Source organism: Alloiococcus otitis ATCC 51267 (assembly GCF_000315445.1).
Taxonomy (GTDB): domain Bacteria; phylum Bacillota; class Bacilli; order Lactobacillales; family Carnobacteriaceae_A; genus Alloiococcus; species Alloiococcus otitis.
On the sequence record NZ_JH992962.1, the window covers coordinates 91,542 to 114,165 of the forward strand.

Consider the following 22,624-nt stretch of genomic DNA (forward strand, 5'->3'; position numbering starts at 1 on the left):
TTTCAAAGGAGAATGTAGCGTGACCCGCCTAATTGACCTATTTAAAAAACAAGATGACATCCAGTCACTCTTTCAACAAGTCCAGCCAGGCCAGACCCACCTGGTCACCGGTATTGCTGGTTCGGCCCGGGCCCTTTTTTCCTATGCTCTGCTAGAAGAAAAGCAAGACCAGATTATCTGGATTAGCCAAAATAGCTTCCATGCTAATAAGTTGGCTAGCAGTTTAAGTGACTTTTTACCCCAAGATAAAATCTATGTTTTTGAAACCAATGATGTCCTCCACGCTGAAATGGCCTTTGCGTCCCCGGAAGCTGTGGCAGACCGGGTGGAGGCCATGGAATTTTTGGCTTCAGGCCAGCCAGGGATTGTTATCATCCCCTTGGCCGGAGTCCGCAAGCTCTTGCCTAGCCTGGACCTCTACCGTAAGATGCCTTTGACGATTCAAATGGCTTCTGATTTAGACTTAGATGGCCTCAGCCGGCACTTGGTTCAGATTGGCTACCGTCATGACCAAAAAGTTGCCAAGCCCGGTGAGTTCAGTATAAGGGGTGGGATCATTGATATCTATCCGATCGGCTACCAAGACCCAGTCCGGATTGAACTCTTTGATACGGAAGTCGACTCTATGCGTCGGTTTGACTTGGAAAGCCAGCGGTCAGTCGAGAACATTGACCAAGTCCGTATTCTACCAGCTAAGGACTATTTTTTAACCGAAGACAACCAAGCCCAAGCCCTCAAAGCCTTTAATGACAAGCTAGACTATACCATGCAAAAATTAAGGGACCAAGACTTGAAAGAAGACCTGGCCCAAAATATGACCCGGGTTGAGGACAGTCTCAAAGCCGGTGAAAACTCTGATCTCCTAGCTCCTTTCGTAGACCTTCTCTATCCTGACAAGACGAGTATTTTAGACTATGCCAAAGAGTCGGCTATCTTTTTAGTAGACGAGTATCCCAGAGTAATTGAAAACAATGCCCAATTAAATGACGAAGAAGCCCTTTGGCAGACCGACCAATTGTCTCGGGGCAAGATCCTTCATGACCTCAGCTTTAGTCAGGACTTTAGGGACTTAATGGGGAACAAAAAGCAAGGTAAAATTTACTTTTCGCTTTTCCAAAAAGGGATGGGGTCTTTGAAACTGGACTCCATCACCCCCATCCACTACCGGCAGATGCAAAAGTTCTTTGGCCAGATGCCCATGGTAAAAACTGAAATGGAGCGGTATGTCAAGCAGAACTACACTGTTGTTGTTATGGCCGAAGATGAGGACCGGGCACAAGAAATTCAAGCGACCTTTGCCGATTTTGACATTCCTTGCTTATTAACTGACCCAAACCAAATTGAAGTCGGTCAGGTTCAAGTGATCCCCCAAGCCATCCCTGAAGGCTTTGAATTAATTGGCACCAAGCTTGCCCTGATAGCGGAATCCGACCTCTTTAACCGGGTCACCAAGAAAAAAGCCCGCCGGAGACAAGTGTCAAATGCGGAACGACTCAAAAGCTATAATGAGCTCCAGCCAGGGGATTATGTGGTCCATACCCAGCATGGGATCGGCCGCTACCAAGGTCTGGAAACCATGACGATTGATGGGATAAACCAGGATTATCTAGCAGTAGAATACGACCAAGGTTCCAAACTCTATATTCCCGTGAGCCAACTCAACCTCCTGCAAAAATATGTGGCTTCTGAAGGAAAAACCCCTAAAATCAACAAGCTTGGGGGGACATCCTGGGCCAAAACCAAGCGGAAGGTCCAAAGTCAAGTGGAAGATATTGCCGACGACCTGATCGACCTCTATGCTAGTCGGGAGAGCCAAAAGGGTTACGCCTTTGAAAAAGACAATGACTACCAAGCTGCATTCGAAGCTTCATTCCCTTACAAGGAGACGGAAGACCAACTTCGGTCGGCGGAGGAAGTCAAGTCCGATATGGAAAGTGACAAACCCATGGACCGACTCTTGGTCGGGGACGTTGGTTACGGCAAGACGGAAGTGGCCATCCGGGCGATCTTTAAGGCTGTACAAGAAGGCAAGCAAGCCGCTTTCTTAGTTCCCACTACCGTCTTAGCCCAGCAACACTATGAAACCATGCTAGACCGCTTTGCTGACTTTCCAGTAGAAATTGGTCTAATGAGCCGGTTCAAGACTAAAAAAGAAATCGATGAAACCATCAGCCGCTTGAAAGATGGAACACTGGATGTGGTGGTAGGGACCCACCGCCTCTTGTCTAAGGATGTCCAATTTTTAGACTTGGGTCTCTTGGTGGTTGATGAAGAACAGCGCTTTGGAGTCAAACACAAGGAGCGGTTGAAAGAGTTAAAAGAGTTAGTGGACGTCCTGACCTTGACCGCTACTCCAATTCCCAGAACCCTCCACATGTCCATGCTGGGGGTCCGGGACCTATCCGTCATTGAAACCCCTCCTGCCAATCGCTACCCGGTCCAAACCTATGTAATGGAAATGAACGAGCTTGTCATCAAGGAAGCCATCGAAAGAGAAATGGCCCGGGACGGGCAAGTTTTCTTCCTCCACAACCGGGTGGACACCATTGAAAGACGGATGAGTGATATCCAGGCCCTTGTGCCGGAAGCTAGAGTGACCTATGTCCATGGCCAAATGACTGAAAACCAACTGGAAGAGCGACTCTACCAGTTTTTATCCGGCGAGTATGATGTTTTAGTGACGACAACCATTATTGAAACAGGGGTGGACATGCCCAATGTCAACACCTTGCTGGTGGAAGATGCCGACCGGATGGGCCTATCCCAGCTCTACCAGCTTAGAGGACGGGTCGGCCGAAGTAACCGGATTGCCTATGCCTACTTTATGCACCAGGCTGACAAGGTTCTAACTGAGGTGAGCGAAAGCCGCCTACAAGCCATCAAAGACTTTACTGAACTGGGGTCAGGCTTCAAGATTGCCATGCGGGACTTGTCCATCCGTGGGGCAGGCAACCTCCTCGGCAAGGAGCAACACGGCTTTATCGATGCTGTTGGGTTTGACCTCTACTCCCAGATGTTAGAAGAAGCAGTTGCCAAAAAACGTGGTCAGGAAGTCAGAAAGGCTACTTCAGCCGAATTAGACTTGTCACTCAATGCCTACCTACCAAGCGATTATATTGAAGATGAGTCTCAAAAAATTGACCTCTATAAACGCATCCGCCAGCTTGAATCAGAAGCAGACTACCGGGACCTTCAAGATGAACTACTTGACCGCTTTGGCGAGTTCCCTGAAGAAGTGGACCTACTCTTACAGGTAGGCTTGCTCAAGCACTATAGTGAAGAGAGCCTGGTCGAAAAAATTGAAAATACTGGCAAGAAAATTAAGATTGATTTTGCCAAACCAGCCCTTACCGTCTTCCCTATGGCAGCTATCTTCAAGGCTCTCAAGGGAATACCGGTTAAAACTGATATGAAAACCGAAAACCAGCTCCAGGTTTCCTTTATTTTGAGCCGCAACACCGACCAAGCAACTTGGTTAAAAGCCTTGTTGGACTTTACCCAATCTTTAGCAGGCTACCGTAGGGAAAAAGAAGCAGACAAAGACCCAGCCACTCCAGGTGTAGTTAAAGAGGGAGGGGCCAAGTCTCATGGCTAAGGGAAAGGAGAGTCATCCCATGCAAAAAAGTGGACCCTTTACCCCGACTAGTCACCCCTTTCGAGGGATTAGTTTACTGGCCCTAGCCCTCTTGCTGTCTAAGCTTTTAAGCGCTGTTTACAAGGTCCCTTTGCAAAATTTAACTGGGGACGCCGGCTTTTATGTCTATCAGCAGGTCTATCCCTTATACGGCATCGGTTTAGTTTTCACCTATTCTGGTCTGCCGGTTTTTATTTCCAAGTTTTTGGCCGAATGTCAAACTGACCAAGACCGACTAAACCAGGCCCAAAAAATTTTTACCCTCCTGGTCATGCTTTCCCTGCCCCTTAGCCTCTTACTCTTTGCCTTATCAGGAAGCTTGGCCCAAGTGATGGGGGACGGCCACCTGTCTACTATGATTAAATTAGTCAGTCTTTTTTACCTTTTTATTCCTTTCCTGGCAACTAGCCGAGGCTTTTTCCAGTCTAAACTTGATATGGCTCCCGTTGCCTTGTCCCAGGTCTTGGAACAGCTGGGACGGGTGACCATTATTATTTTAGCAGCCCTTGCCTTTACCAGGCTCGATATATCCTTCTACCAGATGGGGGCTTAGCCATGACTTCTTCTATTCTCTCACCCCTCCTAGCTAGCCTGGTCTTACTCTTGTTTATTAACCGGTGTGACGGTGGGCTGGGGCAAAGCTTTGGCTTCAGCATGCCAAGTTTTGGGATGGCCAAAGCTTTTATCTTAGAAGGTGGCCAAACTGTTATTGTCTACAGTCTTTTACTCTTCTTCCAATTGCTTGATTCCTTTACCGTTTTTAAAAACCTCAAGCAAGCAGGACTGCCAGCCGGACAAGCCATGCTAGCCAAAGGCGTATATGACCGGGCCCAACCCTTTGCCCAGGTCGGCTTGACACTAGCCTTGGCCATGGCCATGAACCTAGTTCCTAGTTTGACCCAGTTCTTTAACCGAGGAGACTATAAAGGTTGGTTGAAGCTGTCCCAGTCTACCTTCAAGTTAAGCTTGGTCTTAGGATCAGCGACCAGTTTAGGGCTGATTGCTGTCATGCCCTTGCTTAACCAAGCCTTTTTTGCGGATTCAAAAGGAACTCAAGTCCTTCAGCTTTATATGGCCCTCGTCTTTTTTCTCTCCATTAGCTTGACCCTCCATGCCATTTTGCAGTCGACTTCGGTTGACCATTTTACGGGCTATGCCATCTTATTCGTTTTGGGACTAAAAGCCCTCCTCAACCCTCTTTTAATTCGGTCAGCTGGGATCATGGGGGCTGGTAGTTTGACAGTAGTCTTGACGGCCTTGTTAAGCTTGATCATGTTTATCCAAGTTCCCCGGCAAATTTGGCAATTTATCTTTCAGGCTCGCTTCTTAGTCAAATACCTCTTGGCTAACGGGCTAATGTATTTGCCGGTCTCCTACCTGGCTAATTTGTCCCCAGACCAAGGCCGGCTAGGAGCCTTATTAGAAGCAGCTGCCTTGTCCGGTCTTGGCCTCATTCTCTATACGCTTGCTAGCTTGCGCCTAAAAATATTAGACCCAGCTAGCCTGGATTCTCTTCCCTTTGCAAAAATACTCAAGAAAGTTGGAGGCTATTATGACTAAGACACACGCGATAAAAATCTTCGGTTTAGGCCCCAGTGACCTGGACCACCTGCCTTTGGGAATCTACCGTCGAATTATAGACCAAGGTAAGATCTACGTGCGAACACAAGACCACCCGGTTGTGAATGAACTAAGGGAGTCCGGGGTGACCATTGAGTCCTTTGACTGGGTTTATGACCTCTACCCAGACAGTTTTGACCAGGTTTACGACCGGATCTGCCAGGAAGTTTTAAAACTAGCCCTAGATAAAGAAGTCCTTTATGGCGTTCCAGGTCACCCTAGGGTGGGGGAGCAGACCACGGTCTTGTTAGAAGCAGCCAGTGACCAGGTCCAAGTCTTGGGGGGACAAAGTTTTATTGACGACCTCTTTAATGCAGTGGGAGTTGACCCGGTTGAAGGTTTTCAATTAGTAGATGCTTTGGCCGTTCAAGCTGATGACCTAGTGACCAAGCAACATTTGATTGTCATGCAGGTTTTTAGTAGCTTGGTCGCTGGGGACCTGAAGTTGACCTTAATGGACCAATACCCGGATGAACACCCCGTCTACCTGGTAGATGCTGCTGGGGGTAAGAACCAGGCCGTCTACCGCCTTCCTCTAGCTAAAATTGACCACTTTGAGGGCGTCCATAACTTGCGAACCCTTTACGTCCCACCTTTGGACCGGGATGACCGAGGCCGGTCATTTGCCACCTTGTTGTCATATACAGATGAGATCATGGGGCCCGGTGGGGATGCTTGGATTAAAGAAAAATCAAGTAAGGACTTGATCCCTTACCTTAAGGAAGAAACGGCGGAATTAGTGGCAGCCATTGAGGCAGAAAATGATGACAATATTGTCGAAGAATTAGGGGACCTTTTGATGCAGGTGGTCTACCAGGCCAAGCTGGGTGAACAAGAATCTTATTTTTCGATTGAAGACGTTCTTGAAGGTATAAACAAGAAGCTACGCCGGCGCCACCCCCATGTCTTTGATGGTTTTAAGGCAGATAGTCCAAAAGAAGTTAATGAAATTTGGCAAGCTATTAAAGCCAAAGAAAAAGAAGAACAAAATGAGAGAAAGGAATGAGCCTATGCGGTTGGATAAATTTTTAAAGGTCTCCCGGATTATTAAACGGCGGACTATCGCCAAGGAGATTGCTGACCAAGACCGGATCAAGGTCAATGGCCAGCTTGCCAAGTCCTCGACCAAATTAAAAGTAGCTGACGAGATAGAGATTGAATTTGGCAACAAGACCTTAAAAGTAAGGGTGGATTCCCTGCAAGACACTACCAAAAAAGCTGAAGCTGACAGCTTGTATACAGTCCTTGAAGAAAGCTACAAGCGAGACTATTCAAATTAATGGCTTCTGACCTTGATTCTAGTATCTGGCCCCTGTCTTTTTAACCTTCTTAGACCTCTGCTAAAAAACAAATTTGCTGGGTTTATCTATTTTAAAAGCCGGTATTTATTGATATACTAAAATGGACCATCCAGTAAAAATAAGGAGCCAGGCCTATGAAAGAGACGAAAACTGGGAAGGTGACCCACTTAAACAACCCTTATACAAGTGAATATAACCTGCAGCAGGACCTGTTGCGAAAACGCAGGACCTATTTGAAGCGGCGTTTGGCCTTTATTATGGTGGTAGGTTTGATCTTACTTGCTATACCAGGCCTGCCCTTGGTCAAGAATTATTTCCAGGTCCAAGATTACAAGGCGCAAGAGGCCCAGGCTCAAGAAGATTTAGAAACATTGCAAGCCCACCAAGAAGATTTGGCCTATTATGTGGACTTGTTAAGTGATGAGGAATACTTAGCCAAGCTGGCCCGAAGTGAGTATTATCTAGGCGAAGATGAGGATATTATCTTTAACCTACCTGAAGACTATATTCCAGACCACCAACGGGTAATTGATGACTTCCAAGAAAAAGAAGAGGCAAGGCAGGAAGACCAACAAAAAGCTGACCCAGAACCAGAAGATTCCTAAGCATTTCCGCCCAAAGTTGTAGGAAGTGCTTTTTTATCTGGACCAAGGGCTAGGACTCCTCCTTTAGCATGGCTTTTCCAATTTTGACACCTAAAAATAATAGATTAAAAAGGAGCATCTCCATGTGTTTGCTAGCATTTTCGATTCACAACCACCCTAACTACCCCTTTATACTGGTTTCCAACCGGGATGAGGCTTACGATCGGTCGGCAGTTCCCCTCCACACCTGGCTCAACTACCCTGAAGTAACGGGTGGTTTAGACTTGAAAGAAAAGGGGACTTGGTTGGGCTATACCAAGCAAGGCAAATTCGCCACTCTCTTAAACCACCCCTTCACGGACTGGCAACCCGACTTAGACCCACCCCGGTCAAGAGGTCACTTGCTGAAAGATTATTTGACCCATGACTTTGGACCCGGCGAATTTGAAAGGGTTTTAAAAGCTTCCCGCCGGCGCTATAATAGCTACCACCTCTTGTATGGTAGTTTTGATGACTTGCATTATTATTCAAATGCAGGGGATAAAAGCTTTCGTTACCAACCGGGTTTGTATAGCCTGGCCAACACTCAAGATGATTTAAGCCGACACCGTTTAGACAAGTCAGCTTGCTTGTTAAAGAACTACCTGGCCAGCCATGAGAGAGATGTCAAGCTCAAAGATTTGACCCAGTTGATGACTGACCAAGAACAGGCCAAAACTTTACCAAACCTGCCTCCCTCACTGAGTCCCGAAACAGCCAAGGACCGGTCCTCGATCTTTATCAAGGGTGAAGAATTTGGCACAGTTGCCACAACGGCCCTTTTAGTAGACCAGGCAGGCATCATCTCGGTTAGGGAAGTAAGGTATGACCAGACCGGGGTTACCGAAGTGACAGAAAAGGTCCAAAGATTAACCCGGTAGCCCTGCATTTTAAAGACAAATAGGCAGTGAAATAGCTCTTTATTTACCCGCTGTAACATGCTATACTTATATCAAATATTTTAGGAGGATATGGGAGAAACATGTCTATTGAAGTTGGTAGTATTGTCGAGGGTAAGGTTACTGGTATAGCGAAATTTGGAGCATTTGTGGACTTGGGCGGTGGCCAAAATGGTCTCGTCCATATTAGTGAGATTTCCGACAAGTATGTTGAGGATATCCACAAGGAACTCGACAAGGGCCAGACCGTTAAAGTCAAAGTCCTGTCAATTGCTGATGATGGCAAAATCGCCCTGTCTATCCGCAAGGCCCAGGCAAATGCTGGCCAAGACCAAGCCAAGGCCAAGGAAGAACAAAAAGAGGAATTTGGTTCCAAGTCCAACCCTTACAAGAAGCGAAATAATAAGAAAGACTTTGATGCGATGATGAACTCCTTCTTAAAGGATAGCGAGGACCGTTTATCATCCCTACGTAAAAACACTGAAGGCAAGCGGGGTGGCCGTGGCAGTCGCCGAAGCTAAGTCTAGACCACCTTTAACCTGTGACCTTGTCATGGGTTTTTTTCTTTTTTGACTGCCTCTAAGAAGACTTGACTAGCAAGGTGGATTTAACATGAACTTGATTGAATCGATCGAAAATAACATAGTTAAAAACCACTTGTGGACCAAAGATGATAGCTTACTACTTGCAGTCTCAGGTGGGGTGGATTCCGTTGTCCTTCTTTACGCCTTAGGGGAATTGGCTGACCGTTTTCAACCTGCTAAGATAGGGGTGGCCCATGTCAACCATATGACCCGGCCAGGGACCCAGGCGGAAGAAGCTGGGGTCCGGCAGATGGCAAATTCCTTCAATTATCCTGTTTATGTGAAAAGATGGCAAGACAAGCCAGGCAAGGGAAACTTTGAAGACCAGGCTAGGACCTTTCGCTACAAGTTTTTTAGGCAAGTAATGGAGTCAGAAGGCTATAGCCACTTACTGACAGCCCACCACTTGGACGACCAGGCTGAAACGATTTTAATGAAGCTGGTCCGAGGTGGCTTGTTAGAAGATAAACAGGGGATCCTGATGAAAAGGAAATGGGCCGACTTTGACCTAGTCCGTCCCTTGTTAGAGACCAGTAAGGCTGAGATTTACCGCTATGCCCAAGACCGGGGCTTGACCTACTTTGAAGACGAGTCCAACCAAAGACCAAGCTACTTACGTAACCGGCTCCGCCAAAGGGTTCTTCCCCAATTAAAGCAGGAAAATGACCAGGCCTTGACCCACTTGGCTGAATTTGCTAAGGATTTAAGGGACTTGACCCAGCTGGCCCAGGAGACGCTGGACCGAGTTAAGGCAGACTTAGTGGACGACACAGAAGAGGGCGACGTAACCTTTTCCATTCCAGCCTTTCTCGACTTGCAACCGGCCTTGCAGCGTTTTTTACTTCAAGATCTTTTAAAGGAAGTCTTTCACCAAAGCAAGTCCTTTAAAAAAGACTATATCGATTTGATTTTAAACTGGTTGCGAGAGGGTAAGGTTAACAGTTCACTTGACCTAGCCCGACCTTGGCAAGTTTACAAAACTTATGATCAATTTTATTTGCGTAGAGTAGGGCAGGAAAAAACTCAGTCTGGATCGAAAAAGGGTCAAGGGCAAACTTATTATCTTACTTTAAACCAGTGGATCCAGGTTAGCCCCAATGAAAAAATTGGTTTTTTTGAAGCTTACCACCCTGCAATTGAAAAGGGGGACCTTGCCCTAGCTATTCCTAAGACTAGTCTACAACTACCTATCTTGGCCCGCCACCGTAAGGCCGGAGACAAAATGACCTACAGGGGAGGGGAGGGCCACAAAAAGATCAAAGACATCTTTATTAACCAGAAGGCCCCCAGCCTTGACCGGGACCAAGCCTGGCTGCTTGAGGATGCTAGAGGGCAAATTCTTTGGTTAATTGGCTATCAAGGTTGTCAGTTGTCTAATGATGCCATAACTGATAAAATAAACTACATATTTGTTTACAAGCAAATACCGACGGAGGGGTAGAGGAATGACCATACACGATGATTTAGCTGAGGTCTTAGTGACAAAAGAAGAGATTTCAGCCAAAAATAAAGAACTAGGTAAAATTTTAAAAGAAGAATACAAGGATAAAAAACCACTCTTGGTAGGGGTGCTAAAAGGAGCCCTCCCATTTATGGGCGACTTGATCCAGGAGCTTGATATTTATTTGGAATACGATATGATGGATGTTTCTAGTTACGGCAACCAACTTTCTTCCTCAGGAGAAGTTAGAATTGATAAGGACTTGAAAACATCGGTTGAAGGCCGTCACCTTCTTTTTGTCGAAGATATTATCGATACCGGTCGGACCCTCAAGTACTTAAAAGAACTCATGCATAGACGGGGGGCAGCATCAGTTAAGATTGTTACCCTTTTGGATAAAACAGACAACCGGGAAGTGGATATTGAAGCTAATTGGGTTGGCTTTACGGTTCCCCCTAAATTTGTCGTGGGGTATGGTTTGGACTTTAAAGACTGCTACCGCAACCTTCCCTACATCGGGGTATTGAAAGAAGAATTTTACGCAAATTAACACAAAGCTAGTCTTTGGCTATGAAAAAAGGGAAATAAAATATCACACTTTCTTCATAGTAGCTAAGCCGAAAGTGTGTTACTATTACCATTGACATAGATTTACATATATTTTATATGTTTAGACTTGGAGGAAGACATGAATAAAAAATTTTATAATAGTGGATTCTTCTATATTCTGGTTTTTATTGCTGTGATTGGGATTGCATACTGGGCTATCGGTGATGACACGGTGGGCCAGACGGAAAATGTAAGCTCAACAGAATTTGTAAGTTACCTTGAAGAAGACCGGGTAGAAGAATTTAGTATCCAACCCAATGGCTCCATTTATGAAGTTACGGGGACCTTCCGTAACGGTCAAGAGCCTGAAGTAAATGAAGAAGAGACAACCATCTTTGGTCAAGCGGACCGCAATATGGGCGAATTCACCACGAACATTATTCGCAATGACATAGTGGTGGAGGAAGTTTATAACCTGGCTAAAGATAATGATATCGATACGGTTACCATGGAAGAGGCCACAACTGGCGTTTGGGCCAGCTTGCTGTTAACCCTCTTGCCAATGATCATCTTGATTGGCTTTTTCTACTTTATCATGGGTCGAGGCCAAAGCGGTGGTGGCGGCCGGGGTGTGATGAACTTCGGCAAGTCCCAAGCCAAGCAGACGGACCCTGAAAAAAGTAAGGTCCGCTTTTCTGACGTAGCCGGGGCAGATGAAGAGAAAGCTGAATTAGTCGAAATTGTCGAATTCTTGAAAGATCCCAAACGCTTCGGCAACCTCGGTGCCCGCATCCCAGCCGGTGTCCTATTAGAGGGCCCTCCAGGGACTGGTAAAACCCTCCTAGCTAAGGCCGTAGCGGGGGAAGCTAGGGTGCCATTTTACTCCATTTCTGGTTCTGAATTCGTTGAAATGTTCGTTGGTGTCGGTGCCAGCCGTGTCCGAGACCTCTTTGAAAATGCTAAGAAAAATTCGCCCGCTATTATCTTTATTGACGAGATCGATGCAGTCGGTCGGCAACGTGGAGCCGGTATGGGAGGCGGCCACGATGAGCGTGAGCAGACCCTTAACCAACTCCTGGTTGAAATGGATGGTTTTGACGGTAACGAAGGGATTATTGTCATGGCGGCAACCAACCGTCAAGACGTCTTAGACCCTGCCCTCCTCCGTCCAGGTCGGTTTGACCGTCGCATCCTAGTTGGTAGCCCGGACGTTAAAGGCCGTGAAGCTATCTTGAATGTTCACGCTAAGGACAAACCGATTGCAGACGATGTAGATCTCAAATTAATCGCCAAGCAAACGCCAGGCTTCTCCGGGGCAGACTTGGAGAACTTGCTGAACGAAGCAGCCTTGATCGCTGCCCGTCGTCGAAGTAAGATTATCGAAGCCGTGGACATGGATGAAGCTCATGACCGGGTTATTGCTGGACCGGCTAAGAAAGACCGGGTTATCTCTGACAAGCAAAGACGGATGGTGGCCTTCCACGAAGCTGGCCACACCATTGTTGGTATGGTCTTAAGTGATGCCCGCGTTGTTCACAAGGTTACCATTGTCCCTCGGGGTCGTGCAGGTGGTTATGCCATCATGTTACCTAAGGAAGACCAGTACTTGGTCACCAAGGAAGAATTGTTTGAACAGATTGTCGGCCTGCTAGGTGGACGGACTTCTGAAGAGATCTTCTTCAATTCCCAAACTACTGGGGCCTCCAACGACTTCCAACAAGCAACCCAAATTGCCCGGGCTATGGTAACCCAATATGGGATGAGTACCAAGCTTGGACCTGTACAATACGAGCAGGATAACAAGGTCTTTATGGGTCGCGACTATGGGTCCAATCCGTCCTTCTCCCAACAATTCGCTTCTGACATTGATGCAGAAGTGCTGAACTTGATGAACGAAGCCCACAAAAAAGCCCACGAAATTATCAGCCAGCACTCAGAGCAATTGACCCTCATCGCTGAGAAATTGCTTGAAGTGGAAACTCTTGATGCCAATGAAATCAAGTCCTTGTTCGAAACCGGCAAAATGCCAGAGAAAAGCTCACAGGCTGACAAGTATCCACGAGAAAACAAAGAGCAAGAACACATTGCCAATGACGATGAACAAATCGGAACTTCTTATGAAGAAATCAAGGCTGCCCAGGCCGATGCTGATAAGCAGGATAAAGAACGCTTGGGTGAAGATAACCTCTATACCGACGAAGACTCCACGCCAGAAGAGGTTAAAGAAGGCCAGGAAGATTCTGAAGAAGCTAAAGACCAAGAGTCTAGTTCAGAAAATGATTCAGAAGAAAGCCATACTGGTGAAAATAACCCAAACCAGTCAAGTGAAGCTTCTTCAGATGGAGACCGTGAGTCAGACAAGCAAGGATCAGAGTCCGACCAAGAAAATGAAGACTAGAAGGATCTTGCCTCTAGGGACAAGCAAAGCAATTGCTTGACTTGAAGAGACTGGGTGTGTTCTACTAAGAAATAGTCAGTTAAAGAGGAGAAGGTTGACCCTTCTCTTCTTTTTATTCCCAGGATCAGGGATGGCTAGACAGATGCCAAGTCAGTACCAGACCACCAACGAGGTAAAAGTGACTAGTTTAAAGGAGAGAAAATTGTGGCAGATAAATTGCTGAAAGCTTTAGCCTATAATGATGAAATTCGTATTTATGTTGCCGATGCAACTGACATGGTTGCTGAAGCCCAAAGACGCCATGATACTTGGAACACTGCTACGGCAGCTTTAGGTCGGGCTATGATTGGGACCAGTTTACTAGCTGCTGGTGAAAAAGGGGACGTCTTTTTAACAGTCCGAATTGAAGGAAATGGTCCTGCCGGTTACCTTCTGGTTGACGGCAATGCCAAGGGGGATATTAAGGCCTATATCCAAAACCCCCATGTTAGCCTCCCTCTTAATGACAAGGGTAAGTTAGATGTTAAAGGGGCAATTGGGGACCATGGTAGCCTGACTGTAACCAAGGATATCGGTATGAGAGAACCCTTTGTGGGTCAAGTCCCCCTAATTAGTGGTGAGTTGGGGGAAGACTTTACTTTCTACTTGGCCAATTCGGAACAGATTGCTTCTTCAGTGGGGTTGTCGGTTTTGGTTGATACAGATGATACCGTTCGGACAGCAGGGGGCTTTATGATCCAAGTCCTACCGGGAGCTAGCCCCCAAACGATTGACCAATTAGAAGCAACCATCCAAGGCTTGCCCTTGATTTCTAAAATGATGGACAAGGGTAAGAGCCCTGAGGAACTACTGTCTATCCTAGCAGGCCATGATAATTACCGGATTGTTGACGAAATGGATATCCAATTCAAGTGCAATTGCTCAAAAGAACGGTTTGCTAATTCCTTGGTTTCCTTAGGGGAAGAGGACATCAAAGAAATGATTGAAGAAGACGGTGGGGCAGAGGCAGTTTGTCATTTCTGCCGCCAAAGCTACCAATTTTCCAAAGAAGACCTAGAAGAAATCCTTGAAGAAATGCAAGAAGCATAAAGTGGTAAAAAGGTTTGCTGACTAGCAGGCCTTTTTTATTTGACCATGGTAAAGGAATAGTAGTTGGAGATCCAAGGAGTGACAGGCATAAAAATTTTGTTGTTGAACAAAGGAAAATAATGGAAATAGCCTTGTTTCAAATTGACTTGTTCGTTTTGATCAGCGATAATAAGAGGAATAAAAGTGACAAGGGGTGTTATAAATGATTGTAAGTAAAGGTCAATCCGGCTGTGAAGGAAAATGGTATACCCTTTTAGCTATGAAAGAATAGACAAATGTTTTTTATTACTAACCTTCAGGATCGGATATAAAAAATACAGGCAGGGATACTTGCCTAAAAACTTCTACCCTATCTAATTCAAAGGAGGCTAATATGAAAAAACCATTGAATCGATGCGACAGATGGCTAGTTTAGTGGTTAAGAGCTTAGGGCTTTATTGGTCATCGTCAAAAACATATACCATAGCTCTCCTACTAGTCATTCCTGGCCAGGGCCTAATTCTTCCGTTTAGTCTTTTGATATCTAGAAGTTTGGTCAACCAAATAAGTCTAGAAGTCAATGGCTCGGGCAATGTCATTGTCCTTCTCTTTTTGCTTTGGCTTGTTCTTAGCTTAGTCCAGTCCTGCTTAAGGCCTTTAGAAATGGTGTTTCAGGGTTTGATGACTGACCAGATGATTGCTCACATTAATCAAAATTTGATGGCCAAGGCATCTAATTTAAAGGGATTAGCTTATTTTGAAGACCCTAGTTTTTATGATGATATACAGCTACTTGGCGAAGAAGCGGATTGGCGCCCGGTTAACTTGATCGTCTTTATGGCTGGGGTTAGTCGTAGTTTGGTAACTGGAATTGCTATTCTCATCATTTTGGCTTCATATACCCCCTGGCTGCCTCTTTTTATTTTCCTAGCCATTCTTCCCCAGGTTCTAGTTAGCTATCGATTGCAAAGGGAGGCTTTTGAAAGTTTGGTAACAAAAAGTCCAGAAGCTCGTAAGATGAACTACTACCGGTCAGCCGTATTGACTAAAGACTTTGTCAAAGAAAGTAAACTTTACAATTTGGGTTCTTTCTTTATAGACAAGTATGAGTCAGCTTTTAAAGTAGGTCAAGCAGATGTCAAACGAGTACGCTATAAGCAATTAACCGTGTCCTTAATCTTTAGCCTAATAGGAACGGCAGGTATTGCTTTGGCTTTTTGGTGGATGATCCGTCGGTCTTTATCTAGGCAAGTAAAGCCTGGAGACATTTTAGTCTTTTTATCCTCCCTATTTATGGCTTGGGATAGCCTGACGAGTCTGGTCGAAGAATCAACCCTTCTTTACGATACACTTTTGTATATGGAAAGATACTTCCGTTTCCTGACTCTTCCTTCCGACGTGCCGGAAGTTAACCAGCCCCTTTTAACTAACAATAGACAAGAATTTACAATTGAGTTTAAAGGAGTTGATTTCAAATACCCCCACGCGGACCGTAATGTATTAAAAAATTTTAACCTGACGATCAAAAATGGAGACCTCATCGCCCTTCTTGGTGAAAATGGGGCAGGTAAAACAACTTTGATCAAATTATTGACTCGTTTCTATATTCCTGATAAGGGGAAGATCATGTTAAATGGTCAGGATATTCAAAAGATTCAAATCGAAGATTATCGAAAATTATTGACAGTGGTTTTCCAAGACCCGGCTCATTACCCGCTCACTCTAGCTGAAAATATCTGGCTATCCAAGTTGGACAAGGAGAATAGTTCCTTTTGGCTAAAGCAAGCTGTCCAATTTGCTGGTCTAACAGAAATTGTAAAACATTCTGTTAAGGGCCTTGACCAAATCTTAACCAATGATTTTGAAGGGGAAAGAGACTTGTCAGGTGGTCAGTGGCAAGCTATTTCGCTGGCCCGGGCTTAGTGGTCTGATGGTGTTTGATGAACCTTCAGCTTCTTTAGATGCCACGCATGAAGACCACTTCATCCAGTCCATGTCTCATATGAGTCAGGATCAGACTCTTCTCTTAGTAACCCACCGTTTTTCCGCCTTGAAGTTAGTGGATCGTGCTGTTTACTTGGAAGGGGGCCAAGTCAAGGAAGATGGTTGCCTGAAGGACTTGATCAAAGACAAAAAAACACGTGTTTCACAGATCTTCCAACTTCAAGCTGACAAATATCAAATTGACTAAATTTTCTTGACTTAAGAAGTCAGGTCGCAAAAAGAAAGGCGACCTGGCTTTTTTTCTGTCCACGCTTAGTTTAATTTTGTGTCAAAATAAACATGACTCAAGACTCGGTATAAATTCACAAGAGTCTGTTACGCTATGGGGGAAGTCGTGATATAATAGCAATTGCAGACTTTTCTTTTGCATCAGTTTATGGTTAAGTGGACCGAACCAGTTTAACTTTATGGTAAGATGATAGTGTGTTAGGATAAAGCTTGTCTGAATAATTGGAATGGAAAGATGAGGCTAAAATTTGTGTGGAAAATAGGAGATATTGAAATAGACAACCAGATCGTGGTGGCCCCCATGGCTGGTGTGACCAATTCGGCTTTTCGAACAATCACCAAAGAATTTGGGGCAGGTTTGGTTGTTTGTGAAATGATCAGTGATAAGGCCCTCATTCACGGCAATGAGAAGACTTTGCGGATGCTACATATTGAAGAAAATGAGTACCCCTTGAGCATCCAAATTATGGGGGGCGAAGCCAAGACGATGGTTGAAGCAGCCCAATTTATTGAAAGAGAAACGGATGCTGCTATTATTGACATCAACATGGGTTGCCCTGTTCCTAAAATCACCAAAAATGATTCCGGATCCAAGCTCTTGCTTGACCCAGACAATATTTATGACCTGGTTTCCCGGGTGGTGGAGGCGGTTGACCTTCCAGTGACAGTTAAAATGCGGACTGGCTGGGATGATGACCACCTGTGGCCAGTTGAAAATGCCTTGGCAGCTCAAAAGGCTGGGGCCCAAATGCTAGCCATGCACGGCCGGACCCGGTTGCAAATGTATGATGGATCGGCCAATTGGGACATTTTAGCCCAGGTCAAAGAAGCCTTGTCCATTCCCTTCGTTGCTAATGGGGACATCCGGACTCCAGAAGATGTGGACAAGGCTTTTGAAGTAACTGGGGCTGATGCCTTGATGGTGGGCCGGGCTGCCTTAGGGAACCCTTGGATAATCAAGCAATTAACCCACTACCTGGCAACTGGCCAAGTCCTGGATCAACCTAGTCCTAGCCAGGTTATTGAAACTGCTAAAGAACACTTGCGGCGTTTGGTTGACCTCAAAGGACGAGTGGTGGCTAGCAAGGAATTCCGCAAACATGCTTCCTACTATCTCAAAGGTTTCCCTGGATCAGCTAAGGCCAAGGTCAAGGTTAATGAACAAACAGACCCAGACAAGGTGATTGAAATTTTGGATGCTGCTGGCCTTGCAGCAGAGGAAAAATTAGCTAAACGACGGGCCAGACGTCAAGCCCGGGCCAGTCGGTAACCATCCATTTGCTTGACACTGCTACTATTACTATGAAAATCTTGGAAGACTACAATAGAATGGAGTTAAGGAAATGAGTCAGGATAATACTTCTAATCAAAATACTGAAAATTTGAATGACCAGATGTTGGTCCGGCAAGAAAAAATGAAAAACTTGGCTGACAAGGGATTAGACCCTTTTGGTAGCAAGTTTGACCGAACCGATTATTCAGACCAGATTATAAGGGACTATGAAAGCTTTTCGAAAGAGGAACTGCAAGAAAAAGACAGCCATGTCACCATTGCAGGCCGGATCATGTCTAAACGGGGCAAGGGCAAGGCTGGTTTTGCCCACCTCAAGGATAAGAATGGTCAGGTACAAATCTATGTCCGCCAAGACGAAATAGGGGAAGACGATTATGAAATTTATAAATCGGCTGACCTTGGTGACTTTATCGGTATTTCGGGCCGGATTATGAAAACTAACACCGGAGAAGTGACAGTACGGGCCCAAGAATTTACCCACCTGTCTAAGGCTCTCAGACCCCTTCCGGACAAGTACCACGGCTTAACTGATGTTGAGCAGAAATATCGTAAACGTTACTTGGACTTAATTGCCAATGAAGCTAGCCTGGACCGGTTTAAAAAACGGAGTCAGATTATTTCGGCTATCCGCAAGCATATGGATGGCCTAGGCTATTTAGAAGTCGAAACCCCCTTCCTCCACAACCAGGCCGGAGGGGCAGCAGCGAGACCCTTTATTACCCACCACAATGCCTTGAACACTGACCTTTACCTCCGGATCGCCCTAGAACTTCACTTGAAACGCTTGATTGTCGGCGGTATGGAAAAGGTCTATGAAATTGGTCGGGTCTTCCGAAATGAAGGAATCGATGCCACCCACAACCCTGAATTTACCATGCTGGAAGTCTATACTGCCTACCAAGATTACTGGGACGTGATGGACCTAACCGAAGACTTGATCCGGTCTGTCGCCCAGGATGTCAAAGGGACTACTGTCATTGAATATGGGGACGAGACCATCAACCTGGAAGAAAAATGGGACCGGAAGCATATGGTGGACTTGATCAAGGAAGAGACTGGTGTTGACTTTTGGCAAGAGATGACCGATGACCAGGCCCGTCAAATTGCCAAAGACCACCAGGTTGAAGTAGAAGACTATGCCGAGTATGGGCACGTGGTCAATGAATTCTTTGAACAATTTGTGGAAGATAAGCTCCGCCAGCCCACCTTTGTCTATGGCCACCCAACCGCTATCTCACCTCTTGCCAAGAAAAATCCTGAAGACGGACGCTTTACCGATCGTTTTGAACTCTTTATTGCTGGCCATGAATATGGCAATGCCTTTACCGAGTTGAATGACCCGATTGACCAACGGGAAAGATTTGAAGCCCAGGTCAAAGAGAGACAAGCCGGCAATGATGAAGCCCATGAGGTAGACGAAGACTATCTTGAGTCTATGGAGTATGGGATGCCGCCAACAGGAGGATTGGGAATTGGGATCGACCGTTTAGTCATGCTCTTAACAGATGCCCACACCATCAGGGATGTTGTCTTGTTCCCAACCATGAAGAATATTGACCGTTAAAAAATGTAAACTTCTGGGCATTTTCTAAAGAATGCCCAGGCTACATACTGAAGAGGAGTGCCGAATGAAAAAAACCAGATGGATTGAGTTTTTAGGTGGCAGTAACTTACTTTACACACTTGCTGTCATCTTTTTAATTTCGTTAACTATTTTGATTTTAACCTTGGTGGATTTTGTTTTTACCCCCATCATCGTTATTTTCTCTAACATTTTAATGCCCATTATTATAGCCGTTCTGTTTTACTATCTTTTAGACCCCCTTGTCTCTTTGTTTGAGAAGAAAATGTCCCGAATGTGGGCTACTTCTTTAGTCTTTGTCATTATTTTGATCTTCTTAGCCGTTTTGGTAGCCATCTTAATTCCAGTCTTAAGCGAACAAATCGCTAACTTAATTGAAAGCTTCCCTGTCTTTCTGAACGATGTTTTCTCAAGCATCCAAGACCTCTTAGCTAATTTGCCAGCCAATGATTTCTTCGATACTATTCTTCAAAGTTTGCAGGACTTATCCAATACCTTATTTGACAACCTAGGCCAAATCTTTAGCCAAGGCATAACCAATGTATCCAATGTGGTCTCCAGTGTTACAAACGTTGTTTTTACCCTTGGGATCTTTCCTGTTATCTTGTTTTTCTTACTAAAAGACGAAGAGAAAATAATTAAGGGCCTCCTGTTTGTGACTCCACCGACCTGGCGGAAGAGTTTGATCCGGATTGGGGCGGAAGTCAACTTGCAAGTAGGGGCCTACATTAAGGGCCAGTTGATTGTGGCTATTGCCAATGGGGTGATGATGTTTGTCGGCTTTACCTTAATTGGCCTCAATTACGCTGTTGCCCTAAGTGTTTTGGGCGGTTTCCTCTCACTTATCCCTTATATTGGCCCAATTTTAACCTTTATTCCTGCTATTTTTATCGCCGCTTTTGATTCCTTTACCGAAGTCCTGCTATTACTAGTCGTTTGGGCCATTATCCAATTTGCCGAAGGGAACTTCATCGAACCCAATGTTATGGGTAAAAGGTTAAATATCCACCCGGTCACCATTATTATTACCTTACTGGTCATGGGAGACTTGTTTGGTCTCTTCGGTCTAGTCTTTGGTATCCCAATGTATGCCATCTTAAAAGTTATTGTCATCCACTTCTACATGATGTTTAAATCTCGCTACAATGAATACTTTGGCGACCGTGCTGGAGAATATGAAGTAGACAGTTGGGATTCCAAGAAATATGGTGACAAGGATATTCTAGAAACCAAGGATGAATACGTCGAATACCTTTACAAAAAAGAACTAAACTCATAAGAAAGACCAAAAGACAGGCAGGATTTTGCCTGTCTTTTTAACTATTAAAGCCTCAGGATGAGCAATCCATCTAGCTTTAGCTTGATTACTCTAGAAGCCAATTTATTAGCAAAAACAACTTGACAGGCCAATAGGAAATTGATACTATGTTACTTGTCGCCGAGATAGGTGGCTAAAGCAAAAAAATAAATTTGACAAAATTTTATATGGATATTGACTATTAGTGAAGAATATCATATAATGATTTTGTTAAGCGAGTTGCCATTTTATAAAGAAAATGTAAATGTAAAGTAAATCTTTTTTAAAGAAAGACTTGCAAAAATAATTTTAAATGGTACAATATTTCTTGTGGCTTGTCGAAAATAGCAAGCTAGAGATAGCTCGATCTTTGAAAACTAAATAAGATAAACACCAAGAAGTGCAAGGGTCTTAAGCTTTACCTTTGTAAAGCGAGACAATTCAAGTGCTTTTATAAGTTTTTGAAAACTTATAACAACAATGAACCAAGATAGAACAGGTGTTAACCTGAACTCTTTTAAAACGAGAGTTTGATCTTGGCTCAGGACGAACGCTGGCGGCATGCCTAATACATGCAAGTCGAACGCCAAATCTTCCTGCTTGCAGGAAGAGGCGGAGTGGCGAACGGGTGAGTAACACGTGAGGAACTTGCCCATAAGAGGGGGATAACACCCGGAAACGGGTGCTAATACCGCATCGGTTTTCCCAGTGCATGCTGGGGAAATGAAAGGTGGCTCTGCTACCGCTTATGGATAGCCTCGCGGCGCATTAGCTAGTTGGTAGGGCAAAGGCCTACCAAGGCCATGATGCGTAGCCGACTTGAGAGGGTGATCGGCCACACTGGAACTGAGACACGGTCCAGACTCCTACGGGAGGCAGCAGTAGGGAATCTTCCACAATGGGTGCAAGCCTGATGGAGCAATGCCGCGTGAGTGAAGAAGGACTTCGGTTCGTAAAGCTCTGTTGTTGGGGAAGAACACGGATAGGAGTCACTGCCTATCCCTTGACGGTACCCAACCAGAAAGTCACGGCTAACTACGTGCCAGCAGCCGCGGTAATACGTAGGTGACAAGCGTTGTCCGGATTTATTGGGCGTAAAGCGAGCGCAGGCGGTCCGGTAAGTCTGATGTGAAAGCCCACGGCTCAACCGTGGAACGGCATTGGAAACTGGCGGACTTGAATGTAGCAGAGGAAAGTGGAATTCCATGTGTAGCGGTGGAATGCGTAGATATATGGAGGAACACCAGTGGCGAAAGCGACTTTCTGGGCTATGATTGACGCTGAGGCTCGAAAGCGTGGGGAGCGAACAGGATTAGATACCCTGGTAGTCCACGCCGTAAACGATGAGTGCTAAGTGTTGGAGGGTTTCCGCCCTTCAGTGCTGGAGTTAACGCATTAAGCACTCCGCCTGGGGATTACGACCGCAAGGTTGAAACTCAAAAGAATTGACGGGGACCCGCACAAGCGGTGGAGCATGTGGTTTAATTCGAAGCAACGCGAAGAACCTTACCAGCTCTTGACATCTTCTGCCACCTTCAGAGATGAAGGGTTCCCTTCGGGGACAGAATGACAGGTGGTGCATGGTTGTCGTCAGCTCGTGTCGTGAGATGTTGGGTTAAGTCCCGTAACGAGCGCAACCCTTATTGTTAGTTGCCAGCATTGAGTTGGGCACTCTAGCAAGACTGCCGGTGATAAACCGGAGGAAGGCGGGGATGACGTCAAATCATCATGCCCCTTATGAGCTGGGCTACACACGTGCTACAATGGATGGTACAACGAGTAGCGAGACCGCGAGGTTTAGCTAATCTCCCAAAGCCATTCTCAGTTCGGATTGCAGGCTGCAACTCGCCTGCATGAAGTCGGAATCGCTAGTAATCGCGGATCAGAATGCCGCGGTGAATTCGTTCCCGGGTCTTGTACACACCGCCCGTCACACCACGAGAGTCTGAAACACCCGAAGCCGGCCGGGCAACCATTTGGAGCCAGCCGTCGAAGGTGGGTTGGATGATTGGGGTGAAGTCGTAACAAGGTAGCCGTATCGGAAGGTGCGGCTGGATCACCTCCTTTCTAAGGATCCTGCCAAAGGGCAGGGGAACTTGCAC

The 22,624-nt window shown here is 45.6% G+C and carries 17 protein-coding genes and 1 rRNA gene; all 18 read left to right on the plus strand.

What is annotated here, in order from left to right; genetic code table 11:
- Positions 1–19 precede the first annotated feature (19 nt).
- The 18 genes from mfd (at position 20) to HMPREF9698_RS08170 (ending at position 22,589) form a co-directional block, all read left to right on the plus strand.
- Positions 20–3,595, plus strand: coding sequence for a transcription-repair coupling factor (gene mfd / locus HMPREF9698_RS08080; protein WP_003779166.1), 3,576 nt, complete (start codon positions 20–22; stop codon positions 3,593–3,595).
- Complete coding sequence (locus HMPREF9698_RS08085; protein WP_083861027.1) at positions 3,588–4,187, plus strand: oligosaccharide flippase family protein; 600 nt, start codon at positions 3,588–3,590, stop codon at positions 4,185–4,187. The genes mfd and HMPREF9698_RS08085 overlap by 8 nt, the downstream gene beginning before the upstream one ends.
- Before the next feature lie 2 nt (positions 4,188–4,189).
- The gene (locus HMPREF9698_RS08090; protein ID WP_003779170.1) at positions 4,190–5,194 is read left to right on the plus strand and encodes an MATE family efflux transporter; all 1,005 of its coding nucleotides are present in this window, start codon (positions 4,190–4,192) and stop codon (positions 5,192–5,194) included.
- Positions 5,187–6,260 (plus strand): MazG nucleotide pyrophosphohydrolase domain-containing protein, encoded by a 1,074-nt coding sequence (locus HMPREF9698_RS08095; protein ID WP_003779172.1) that lies wholly within the window; start codon positions 5,187–5,189, stop codon positions 6,258–6,260. The genes HMPREF9698_RS08090 and HMPREF9698_RS08095 overlap by 8 nt, the downstream gene beginning before the upstream one ends.
- 4 nt (positions 6,261–6,264) lie before the next feature.
- Positions 6,265–6,534 carry an RNA-binding S4 domain-containing protein gene (locus tag HMPREF9698_RS08100; protein WP_003779174.1) on the plus strand — a complete coding sequence of 90 codons (270 nt, stop codon included), beginning with the start codon at positions 6,265–6,267 and terminating at the stop codon, positions 6,532–6,534.
- A 155-nt stretch (positions 6,535–6,689) separates the two neighbouring features.
- Positions 6,690–7,160 carry an FtsB family cell division protein gene (locus tag HMPREF9698_RS08105; protein WP_003779176.1) on the plus strand — a complete coding sequence of 157 codons (471 nt, stop codon included), beginning with the start codon at positions 6,690–6,692 and terminating at the stop codon, positions 7,158–7,160.
- A gap of 122 nt (positions 7,161–7,282) precedes the next feature.
- Positions 7,283–8,059: an NRDE family protein gene (locus tag HMPREF9698_RS08110; protein ID WP_003779178.1), complete on the plus strand. Its 777-nt coding sequence runs from the start codon at positions 7,283–7,285 to the stop codon at positions 8,057–8,059.
- A gap of 101 nt (positions 8,060–8,160) precedes the next feature.
- On the plus strand, positions 8,161–8,598 hold the full coding sequence (locus HMPREF9698_RS08115; RefSeq protein ID WP_003779179.1) for a S1 domain-containing RNA-binding protein: 438 nt from the start codon (positions 8,161–8,163) through the stop codon (positions 8,596–8,598).
- Between the two features lie 91 nt (positions 8,599–8,689).
- A complete protein-coding gene (tilS, locus tag HMPREF9698_RS08120) occupies positions 8,690–10,102 on the plus strand; it encodes a tRNA lysidine(34) synthetase TilS (protein ID WP_003779180.1) in 1,413 nt (470 codons plus the stop codon).
- A gap of 4 nt (positions 10,103–10,106) precedes the next feature.
- Positions 10,107–10,652, plus strand: a complete 546-nt coding sequence (gene hpt / locus HMPREF9698_RS08125; RefSeq protein ID WP_003779181.1) for a hypoxanthine phosphoribosyltransferase — start codon at positions 10,107–10,109, stop codon at positions 10,650–10,652.
- A 138-nt stretch (positions 10,653–10,790) separates the two neighbouring features.
- Positions 10,791–13,049, plus strand: a complete 2,259-nt coding sequence (gene ftsH / locus HMPREF9698_RS08130; protein WP_003779184.1) for an ATP-dependent zinc metalloprotease FtsH — start codon at positions 10,791–10,793, stop codon at positions 13,047–13,049.
- A gap of 204 nt (positions 13,050–13,253) precedes the next feature.
- Positions 13,254–14,138, plus strand: a complete 885-nt coding sequence (gene hslO / locus HMPREF9698_RS08135; protein WP_003779186.1) for an Hsp33 family molecular chaperone HslO — start codon at positions 13,254–13,256, stop codon at positions 14,136–14,138.
- Positions 14,139–14,798: 660 nt separating this feature from the next.
- Positions 14,799–16,040: an ATP-binding cassette domain-containing protein gene (locus HMPREF9698_RS08145; protein WP_169315230.1), complete on the plus strand. Its 1,242-nt coding sequence runs from the start codon at positions 14,799–14,801 to the stop codon at positions 16,038–16,040.
- Positions 16,041–16,047: 7 nt separating this feature from the next.
- The gene (locus HMPREF9698_RS08150) at positions 16,048–16,308 is read left to right on the plus strand and encodes a hypothetical protein (protein ID WP_147292215.1); all 261 of its coding nucleotides are present in this window, start codon (positions 16,048–16,050) and stop codon (positions 16,306–16,308) included.
- A gap of 291 nt (positions 16,309–16,599) precedes the next feature.
- Entirely contained in the window at positions 16,600–17,619 is a 1,020-nt protein-coding gene (dusB, locus tag HMPREF9698_RS08155; RefSeq protein WP_003779192.1) for a tRNA dihydrouridine synthase DusB, read from the plus strand.
- A 73-nt stretch (positions 17,620–17,692) separates the two neighbouring features.
- Positions 17,693–19,207 carry a lysine--tRNA ligase gene (gene lysS / locus HMPREF9698_RS08160; RefSeq protein ID WP_003779195.1) on the plus strand — a complete coding sequence of 505 codons (1,515 nt, stop codon included), beginning with the start codon at positions 17,693–17,695 and terminating at the stop codon, positions 19,205–19,207.
- A 64-nt stretch (positions 19,208–19,271) separates the two neighbouring features.
- The gene (locus tag HMPREF9698_RS08165) at positions 19,272–20,504 is read left to right on the plus strand and encodes an AI-2E family transporter (protein WP_003779199.1); all 1,233 of its coding nucleotides are present in this window, start codon (positions 19,272–19,274) and stop codon (positions 20,502–20,504) included.
- Between the two features lie 536 nt (positions 20,505–21,040).
- A 16S ribosomal RNA gene (locus HMPREF9698_RS08170) occupies positions 21,041–22,589 on the plus strand.
- The last annotated feature ends 35 nt before the right edge of the window (positions 22,590–22,624 follow it).